The 9,449-nt window shown below is 67.2% G+C and carries 7 protein-coding genes; 2 read left to right on the plus strand and 5 right to left on the minus strand.

The window, feature by feature from the left end; all coding sequences use genetic code 11:
• Both I55_RS17060 and I55_RS17065 read right to left on the minus strand, forming a co-directional pair.
• A partial coding sequence (locus I55_RS17060; RefSeq protein ID WP_044561782.1) for a P-II family nitrogen regulator occupies positions 1 to 187 on the minus strand: 187 nt, incomplete at its 3' end.
• Between the two features lie 134 nt (positions 188 to 321).
• Positions 322 to 1,698 (minus strand): ammonium transporter, encoded by a 1,377-nt coding sequence (locus I55_RS17065; protein WP_286364305.1) that lies wholly within the window; start codon positions 1,696 to 1,698, stop codon positions 322 to 324.
• Positions 1,699 to 2,408: 710 nt separating this feature from the next.
• Here I55_RS17065 and I55_RS17070 point away from each other — a divergent pair.
• Positions 2,409 to 3,737, plus strand: coding sequence for a porin (locus tag I55_RS17070; RefSeq protein ID WP_049974216.1), 1,329 nt, complete (start codon positions 2,409 to 2,411; stop codon positions 3,735 to 3,737).
• A 249-nt stretch (positions 3,738 to 3,986) separates the two neighbouring features.
• Positions 3,987 to 5,192, plus strand: coding sequence for a PAS domain-containing sensor histidine kinase (locus tag I55_RS17075; protein WP_083901183.1), 1,206 nt, complete (start codon positions 3,987 to 3,989; stop codon positions 5,190 to 5,192).
• Positions 5,193 to 5,256: 64 nt separating this feature from the next.
• Here the strand turns inward: I55_RS17075 and I55_RS17080 are convergent, their stop codons facing one another.
• The 3 genes from I55_RS17080 to I55_RS17090 form a co-directional block, all read right to left on the minus strand.
• Positions 5,257 to 8,187, minus strand: coding sequence for an ATP-binding protein (locus tag I55_RS17080; RefSeq protein WP_148293792.1), 2,931 nt, complete (start codon positions 8,185 to 8,187; stop codon positions 5,257 to 5,259).
• Positions 8,171 to 8,560 carry a response regulator transcription factor gene (locus I55_RS17085; protein ID WP_049974217.1) on the minus strand — a complete coding sequence of 130 codons (390 nt, stop codon included), beginning with the start codon at positions 8,558 to 8,560 and terminating at the stop codon, positions 8,171 to 8,173. Before I55_RS17085 ends, I55_RS17080 begins: the two co-directional genes overlap by 17 nt.
• 218 nt (positions 8,561 to 8,778) lie before the next feature.
• On the minus strand, positions 8,779 to 9,449 hold a 671-nt coding region (locus I55_RS17090), incomplete at its 5' end, for a response regulator transcription factor (protein WP_252181188.1).

Below are 9,449 nucleotides of genomic sequence, written 5' to 3' on the forward strand. Positions count from 1 at the left end.
CTTCGATCTTCATCTTGGGCAGGAAGCTGACCGCGTATTCCGCGCCCCGGTAGATCTCGGTCTGGCCCTTCTGGCGGCCATAGCCCTTGACCTCGGTGACGGTAAGGCCCTGCACCCCCAGCCCGGTCAGGGCGTCGCGGACTTCGTCCAGCTTGAAGGGTTTGATCACCGCGATAATGAACTTCATCAGACCACTCCCTGATTGGATATTCGTGATCGCCGAGGGGCGGTCGGCCGGATCAGTCTAACATCACCGGCCGACTTTTGTTCCCCCTCGAATCCTTGCTCCTCAGCCCTTTAGGCTAGGCTCAGTGGCCAGGCTCAGTGGATAGACTCGCCATGCAGGGCGATGTCCAGGCCGTCGCGCTCGACATCCTCGTCCACGCGCAGGCCGATCACCAGATCGATGATCTTCAGCAGGACGAAGGTGATGACGCCACACCACACGACGGTGAAGGCCACACCTTCCAGCTGGGTGACGACCTGGGCGGCGTTACCCTCGATCAGGCCCAGCTTCGTGTCCGGCGCGTCCTTCAGCGCGGCGGCGAAAGCCCCCTCGCTGTTGGCCACGGCGATCTTGGCAAAGACGCCGGTCAGGATGGCGCCGACGATACCGCCGATACCGTGCACGCCAAAGGCGTCCAGGCTGTCGTCATAGCCCAGGGCCTTCTTCAAGGAGGTGGCGGAGAAGAAGCAGATGATGCCGACGGCGATGCCGATGGCGAAGGCGCCCACCGTGTCGACGAAGCCGGCGGCCGGGGTGATGGCCACCAGGCCGGCGACGGCGCCGGAAATGATGCCCAGGACCGAGGGCTTGCCCTTAACAGCCCATTCGACGAACACCCAGGCCAGCGCCGCGGCGGCGGTGGCCACCTGGGTCACGGTCATGGCCATGCCGGCGCGCGGACCGGCGGTCAGGGCCGAACCGGCGTTGAAGCCGAACCAGCCCACCCACAGGAGCGAGGCGCCGATGAGGCTGAGCACCAGGTTGTGCGGGCTGAAGTCGGCGTTCGGGTAGCCCTTGCGCTTGCCGATCACCAGGCAGGCCACCAGGCCGGCGATGCCGGCGTTGATGTGCACCACGGTGCCGCCGGCGAAGTCCAGCACGCCCAGCTTGGCCAGATAGCCGTTGGGGTGCCACACCGTGTGGGCGATGGGGGCGTAGACCAGCAGCGACCACAGCGTGATGAAGATCAGCATGGCCGAGAACTTCATGCGATCGGCGAAGGCGCCGGTGATCAGCGCCGGCGTGATGATCGCGAAGGTCATCTGGTACATCATGAACACCGGCTCCGGGATCGTCGGGGCCAGGGCGTGCGTGCCGGCCGGGTCCATGCCCGCCAGCAGGATGCGGCTGAAGCCGCCGATGAATTCCTTGGCGTCCGCCGCGTCGCTGGCCGCCGAGAAGGCCAGGCTGTATTCGACCAGGGCCCACAGGACGGTCACCAGGCAGGTGATGGCGAAGCTTTGCATCACCATGGCCAGCACGTTGAACTTCCGGACCATGCCGCCGTAGAACAGCGCCAGACCGGGGATGGTCATCATCAGCACCAGGGCGGTGGAGGTCAGCATCCACGCCGTGTCGCCACCGCTGATGGCGGGAGCGGCTGGTGCCGCGGCCGCCGCGGCGGCTTCAGCGGCGGGTGCCGCCGCTTCCTGTGCAAAGGCCAAGGCCGGCGCCAAGCCGGCCATCATCATGGCCGCCAATCCAAGTAAACGGTTCCCAAGCAAACGGTTCATCTGGCTCCCCATTCCCGTTCGTTTAGCCGGTTCGGGTACCCCCAGGTCTGCCCCCGGGAACCGATCCAGCCGTCAGCCAACCCGACCCTCCTTTCAAAGTTCGTGCCGCACTGCGAATAGGCGCCGAATGGGCAGGAACGCTGGTCTTAAGAGGCAGGCCGATGGGAGCCATTTATTGCCAAAAGGTTAAAAAATCCGCACGGATTCCCGTGGGCTCAGCCAGCCCCGGTGGTGATTGCCTATATTATGGGCAATTTCCATCCGGACACAGCTTGCGGTTTCAGGTTATTTTTGAAGCTCTTTCAAGAGACTGAGCCCCTTGGTTGCGCCGCCCGGCTTGCAGCTAAACGCATGATTTCGTCTGGTGCATAAAAATGGTGCACATTTTTTCAAAAACCAGCCCGATCGCACAACTTATGGAAACCAGTTTCACTGTGACGGGGCATTATTACAACCTTCCGGCGTGAAAACCCATTCCTCCGAGCTTACGCCCGGCAAATCAACCTTTTGGGGACGGCGTGACCACCCTGCGGCCAAGCGTCCCAGCATCCGGACACGCGCGGCATGCCTTAAATTCGGGCAGTCAACGTCTACTGGCACCGATCTTGCTGCGTCGCAATACGCAGTCATCGCTTACATAAAACAACAAGCCTCACGGAGAATAACCAATGGCCTCAGTTCGGGAGATTGAAGTCGACCGTCCGCTTGGCAACCGCGCGCCGGCCCCGCGTGGACGCACCACCAAAGCCGCGCTGCTGACGGCCACCGCCGCGACCGCCCTCGGCCTGATGGTGGGTCTGTCCGCGATCGCCACGCCCGCGCTGGCGGACGAGGCGGCCCCCGCCGAACCGCCTGGGATCAAGTGGTCCGCGTATGCCGAAGCCGGCGTCACCTTCAACAGCGACGGCCCGTCGGGCGGCACCAACTATGGACACCTGTTCACCGACAAGACCAACCAACTGGTCCTGAACCAGCTGTCGGGCACCATTTCCAAGGACCTGGACCCCAAGGCCGAGGGTTTCGACTGGGGATTCAAGGTTCAGGGCTATTACGGCACCGACGCGCGCTACACCCATTTCCTGGGCATCCTGGACACGGGTATCAAGGAACGCACCCAGTTCGACCTGGTCGAAGCCAACGTGCTGCTGCACTTCCCCAGCCCCGGCGCCGGCGGCTTGGACCTGAAGGTCGGCGCCTTTTCCACGCCGCTGGGCGCGGAGGTGATCGCCGCTCCGTCCAACCTGTTCTACAGCCACAGCTACATCTTCAACTTCGGCCTGCCGCTGAAGCACACGGGCGCTTTGGCCACCCTGCACCTGACGCCGGACATCGACCTGTATGGCGGCGTCGACAGCGGTGTGAACACGACGCTGAGCGACGGCGACAACAACGGTGCCGCCGCCGGCATTTTCGGCATCGGCCTGAACAACCTGGCGGACGGCAAGCTGACCGTGCTGGCCCTGACCCACGTGGGTCCGGAAAACCCCAGCCTGAAGGCGCCGCTGGGCTATGCCGACGCCAACAACGAGAACCGCTGGATCAGCGACATCACCGCCACCTACAAGGCGACGGATGAGCTGACGCTGATCACCGAGCTGAACTACATCAAGGATGATCTGTTCAACGTCGACGGCGGCGGCATCGCCCAATATGTCAGCTATGCCCTGTCGCCCGAACTGACGGCCAACCTGCGTGTCGAATGGTGGCGGGATGGCCACGGCTTCTTCGTGGCGGCCTTCCCCGGCAACCGCGACTTCGTCTACCTGGAGAAGGGCGAGCCGCTGGAGAAGGGCGCCATCGGTCCAGGCGTTGGCACCAGCTATGGCGAGCTGACCCTGGGCCTGACCTGGAAGCCGGCGGACCTGGGCGTCCTAGACGGCCTGACCCTGCGTCCGGAAGTGCGCTACGACAAGGCCAACCACGCCGCCTACGACAATCTGACCAAGGATGACCAGTTCACCTTCGGTTTCGATTTGATCCTGCCCTTCGGCGGCTAATACGCTACACTACGTCTTGAGCGGACGGCCCTCCGGGGTCGTCCGCGCTCAAAATCGAAAAATAATGATGGGTCGCGGCGCTGGGTTGCCGCCGGTGCCGATATTATTCTGATTTCCGACCCGCGTGTGGGCGCCCGCTTGGATGTCCGCATCCCCTCTCGAGAGGCCACGGGGGACGCCACGGGCTCGCGGAGGCATGGTTAGGTGACAGGTTTGCCGGTTTCCCTGCGCATTGAGCATCCATCCCCCATGACGGTATCCACACCGGCTTCCCAGGACATGGTGTCGGCGGCGAACGCCTCCACCCCGGCCGTCGAGGCCGGTGTCGAGGCGGACCGGTCCCACCCCGAGGACCGCTACCGCCGCCTGTTCGAACAGGCGCCCTGGGGTCTGTTCCAAACCACGATCGACGGCCGCTACCTGGACGCCAACCCCGCGCTGGCCCGGCTGTACGGCTATGAGTGCCGCGAGGACATGCTGCGGGCCCTGACCGACATCGGCGCGCAGCTGTATGTCGATCCCGGCCGGCGCGAGGCCTTCGTGGCCGAAATGCGGTCGCGGGGGGTGATCCAGGGTTTCGAATCCCGTATCCGGCGACGCGACGGCACCATCATCTGGATCGCGGAAACCTGCCGCGAGGTGCGCGACGCCAACGGCCAGCCCCTTTATTACGAAGGCACGGTGGAGGAGATCACCGCCCGCAAGGAGGTGGAGCAGGCGCTGCGCGCCGCCAATGAGCAGGCCCAGCGCGCCAATGAGGCGAAGGAGCGCTTCCTGGCGCTGGTGACGCATGAGCTGCGGACGCCCCTGCACGCCATCCTGGGCTTCGGCGATCTGATCGGCCAGCTGGACCAGGATGAGGTGGCGGAGCGTGACGACTACCTGCGGGAGATCACCAGCGCCGGCAACCGCCTGCTGCGTACCGTCAACCGCCTGCTGGACTACACCCGCCTGGCCTCCGGCGTCGCCGCCACCGAATTGCAGCTGATCGAGCTGGAACCCTTCATCACCCGCCTGGTGCGCCAGTTGGGCAACGGGCGGGAAAAGCGGGTGCGCATCCAGCATGACGCGGAGACGACCGCGCCCTGCGTGCTGGAGGTGGACGGCAACCTGCTGAGCCGCGCCCTGATGGAACTGCTGGCCAACGCCCTGGCCTATTCCCCGGCCGAACAGCCGGTGGTGGTGGAGATCGGGCAGCGGTTGGACGCCGTGACCCTGCGCGTCATCGACCAGGGCCGGGGCATGTCGGCGGAGGAATTGCAGGCCGCCGCCGTGCCCTTCGGCAGCGTCATCCTGCAGGCCCGTTCCCGCCAGCAGGGCCTGGGCCTGGGCCTGCCCATCGCACAGAGCATCGCCTGCATGCTGGGCGGCCAGCTGGACCTGTCCAGCTCCCTGCTGAACGGCACCATCGCCACCCTGAACCTGCCCACACCCGCAGGCAAGCTGGCGCCTTGATACCCTTCAGGCGGCTGCGGTCGCCGCCCGTCCGGCGAAGGGGAGCCGCCAGCATCCGCCCGATTCACACACCCGGGGACGGGGGGGCCGATGGCCGGACGGCACACAGCGCCTCCACCTTCGCGGCCAGGCGTTCCACCACCACCGGCTTCAGGAAAAAGGCGTCGGCGCCGGCCGCCAACACCGCCTTCTCATCCGCCCGCTCGCTGTAACCGGTGTACAACACGCACGGCAGATCCGGCCGGCGCGTCTTCAGCAGGGCGATCAGGGCCATGCCGGTCATGCCCGGCATGGTCTGGTCGCTGACCACCGCGTCGAAGGCCAGCGGGTTCTCCTCAAACACCTCCAGCGCCTCCGCCGGCGTTTCGCAGATGGCGACCTCATGGCCCCGGCGGGACAACCCCTCCAGCAGCATGTCGCCCATCTCCGCCGCGTCATCCACCACCAGAATGCGCAGGCGGCGGCGGGGCGTGGTCTTGTGTGTTGCCGGGGCCAGCAGGGGGGCCGCGACCGCGCCCGGCCCGCCCACCGGCAGGGTGACGCGCAGCAACGTGCCCTCCCCCTCCGCCGACAGCACGGTCATGCCGCCACCATGGGCGCGGACGATGCCATAAACCACGGGCATGCCCAGGCCCGTTCCGCGCCCCTTTCCCTTGGTGGTGAAGAAAGGCTCGAACAGGCGGGTCATGACCTCCATGGGCATGCCGTGGCCCTCGTCCTCAACTTCCAGCACCACGTGCGGCCGGCTCTTGTCGAAGGGCAGGGCCTCATGCTCCTGCCAGCGGCCTTCCAGCACGCGGGCGTCGGCCGGCGCCGGCCCGGGGAACAGGCGGATGCGGATGCGCCCGCCTTCGCCCCGGCGCGCGTCGTGCGCGTTGATCACCAGGTTCATCAGCACCTGGACCAGCTGGGTGGGGTTGGCGCGCACATTGGGCACCGAGCCCGCGATCTGGAAGGTCATCTCCGTCGTGGCCGGCACGGCGGACCGCAGGATGCCCCGCGCCTCCTCCAGCACCGCCACCGGCGACACCGCCTGCAATTCCCCCTTGTCCGACCGGGCGAAGGTCAGGATCTGGCCCACCAGTTCCTTGGCCCGCTTGCCCACGGCGTTGATGCGGGCGACGTAGCTGTGGGCCTTGTCCTGCGGGTCCAGATCATCCAGCAGGAACTCGACATAGCCCAGCATGGCGCCCAGCAGGTTGTTGAAGTCATGCGCCACGCCGCCGGCAAGGCGGCCGATGGCCTCCATCTTGTCCTGCTGCAGCAGCTGGCGCTGCAGTTCCTCCCGCTCCCGCGCCACGCGGCGGGCGGCGGAGACGTCGCGCAGCACCAGGACGATGTCGCCGTTGGGCCGCAGGCTCAGCGTCGTCTCATACACCTCCATGGTGCGGCCCCAGATGCTTTCCCACTTCTCATTGACCGTGTGCGCGTAGCCCGTGGCCAGCAGGTCGTCGCGACGGCGTAACCGACCCTCCTCCGCCAGGGCCACGGTCTCAGGCGTCAGCAGTTCCAGCCACTGGCGGCCCACCACCGCCTCGGCGTCGGGGGCGCCCAGCAGGGATATCGCCGCCGGATTTGCATAGAGAACGGTATAGCCCGGATCGAACAGCACGATGGCGTCCTTGGCGGCCCCCACGCCCGCCAGCATGCGCTCCAGCGCGGTCGTGCGCTCCTCCACCTGGGCTTGCAGGCGATCCCGTTCCGCCAGCGTGCCGCGGAAGCGGTCCAGCGCCCGGGCGATGCCGCCGATCTCGTCCTTCCGCTCCGTTCCGGACACGACGACCGGGACACCCCGGTCCAGAAGGTCGATGGTCCGCGCCACCCGGGCCAGCGGCACGCCGACGATGGAACGGACGGCCGCCACCATCACCAGGCTGATCAGCAGGCCGGCGCCCAGCGCCGCCACGATGATGGCCGTGCCAATGCCGGCGAAGGGCGCGCTCAGGCCCGCCACCGGCACGTCGAACAACAGCATGCGGCGGTTGTCCCCGGGGAAGAAAGTCATGGGCACGGCATAGCGGCGGATGCGGCGCCCGCCAGTATCCAGCCGCTCCGCCTCATAGCCCTCGACCTTCAGAACGTGGGCCAGTTCATCCGGGGCCAGCTGGAACTGCGGCCCCTCGCCCACCGTGGCCTTCGTCGCCAGCAGGGCGTGCTCGGGATGGTAGGTCCAGTTGCCCTCGCGGTTGATCATATAGATGTTGCCGCCCAGCGGCCGCCGGGCGTCCAGCTCCTCCGCCCGCTGCTCCAGCGACAGGTCGGTGCCGGCGACACCGATCAGCCGGCCGTCGACGATGACCGGGATGGTGTAGGAGATCATCCAGACCGGCCGGCCCAACACGGTGTAGAGATAGGGCGGGATGGCCTGGCGCGCCCGGCTTTGCGCGGGACGGACATAATATTCGTCGCGGTAGAAATCGGGCCGGATCTCACCCGGCTTCACCCCGCCCTGTCCGTCGGAAACGTAGTAGATCGCGAAACGGCCGGTCTCGGACAGGCCCAGAACGGTGTCGCCGTTCCGAAAGTCCCCGTCCTTGCCCATGAAATCCGGCTCCGCCAGGAACCAGAAGCCCACCAGGGTGGGATGGGCCAGCGCCGTGCGCTCCACATACTTGGCCACCACCCGCCGGTCGGCCGTGCCGGTGGCCACCATGGCCTCCACCTGGCGGGCCAGGCCTTCCACGAAGGCGATCTTTTCCCGGGTGATGGCGGCGATCTCGCTCGCCTGCTTGCTGGCCAGGTCCTGGCCGTAGTCCACGGCGAAGCGTTCCACCACCGCCCGGCTGGTGCGCATGGCCACGAAGGCGGTACCCGCCGCCGCCAGCAGCACCAGCGGCACCAGGATCAGCAGCAGCCGGGTGGTGACGCCACCCCGCGCCAATGGCGGCCGCGCCGCCAGTGTGCCCGATGGGGGTGTGCCAGACGGGAGGTTGGCGGACGGGGGAGTGCCGGCCGGGGGGAAGTCAGCCAAGAGGGTCTCAGGCGGCCGGCTCACGCGCCTCCTTCCCCGGGAAGGCCAGGAATTCGGCCAGCAGCGCGCCCAGGCCGGCGCTCTTCTCCGAGACGGCGGCGCGGTATATCAGCTGGGCCGCGCGCAGGCAGGGGGCGGTGATGGCCTCCGGCCCGTCGCTGAGCATCAGCAGCGGCATGTCCGGGTGGGTCGACCGGATCGCGCGGGCCAATTCCAATCCATCCATCTCCGGCATCAGCAAATCCGAAATGACGGCACGCACCGGCTGGGTGGCCAGTACCGACAGGCCCTCGCGGGCCGAGGCGGCCATGATCGGGGCATGGCCCAGACGCCGCACCGCCTCGCACAGATAGTCGCGGAAATAGGCGTTGTCGTCGACGACCAGGATGGCACTCATAGGGATAGGCTTTCGGGAATGGATCCGGGGAATAGGCGGTCCTTGGTGAACCGCATATCACCGCAACCGTTCGCCGCCCGCATCCGTCGCGAAGGCTATCGGTCAGGGAATTAGGGATAGCGGGGATAGCGCGCCGCTATCCCACGATTCCGCATGGGCACCATGCCCCGCACCGGGCGCCGGCCACCCCTTTGTCAAGCGCTTACGGGGCCAACAGCTTATGTCCCGCCCAGCAGGCCCAGGTCACGGGCGCGCGTCACCGCCTCCACCCGGTTCTTGGCGCCCAGCTTGCGCAGGATGCGGCGGGTGTGCAGCTTGATCGTCACCTCCTGCAAATCCAGGATGCGGCCGATCTCCTTGTTGGTGGCGCCGCCCGCCAGGTATTCCAGCACCTGGCACTCCCGCTCCGTCAGCAGGCCGCCGTCGGAAACCGGGGCGGCCACCGATCCCGGCGCCGGTGCCAGGGCGCCCGCCATGCGCAGCGCCACGTCGGCCGGCACCACGCTGCCCCCCACCGCCACCACCTTCAGCATCTGCACCAGCGCCACGCTGGGCAGGGTCTTGGGCAGGAAGGCGCAGGCGCCGCGGGTCAGCGCCTCCCGCGCGATGACGGCGTCCTCATGGCCCGTGACCACGGCCACCGGCGCGTCGATGCCGGCGGCGTCCAGCCGGTCCAGCCCGGCGCCGCCCTCCCCGCCCGGCAGCTGCCAATCCATCACCACCAGGTCGAAGTCCCCCCGGTCCGGCCGGTCCGCCAGGGCATCCAGTTCCTCGAGCGAGCCGACGGACGTCAGGCTGGCCTCCGGCCAGTCGCGCATCAGGTACAGTTCCAACGCGTCGCGGTACATCGGGTGGTCGTCGGCGACGAGTACCCGCATCGGCCTTTTCG

Origin of the sequence: Azospirillum sp. B4, assembly GCF_000333275.1 — a bacterium.
Taxonomy (GTDB): domain Bacteria; phylum Pseudomonadota; class Alphaproteobacteria; order Azospirillales; family Azospirillaceae; genus Nitrospirillum.

Bases quoted from the DNA above. Each gene is read 5' to 3' on its own strand.
- I55_RS17065 (WP_286364305.1), bottom strand. From the start codon at position 1,698: ATGATGATGGCCGGCTTGGCGCCGGCCTTGGCCTTTGCACAGGAAGCG.
- I55_RS17085 (WP_049974217.1), bottom strand. From the start codon at position 8,560: ATGAGTGCCATCCTGGTCGTCGACGACAACGCCTATTTCCGCGACTAT.
- I55_RS17075 (WP_083901183.1), top strand. From the start codon at position 3,987: ATGACGGTATCCACACCGGCTTCCCAGGACATGGTGTCGGCGGCGAAC.
- I55_RS17070 (WP_049974216.1), top strand. From the start codon at position 2,409: ATGGCCTCAGTTCGGGAGATTGAAGTCGACCGTCCGCTTGGCAACCGC.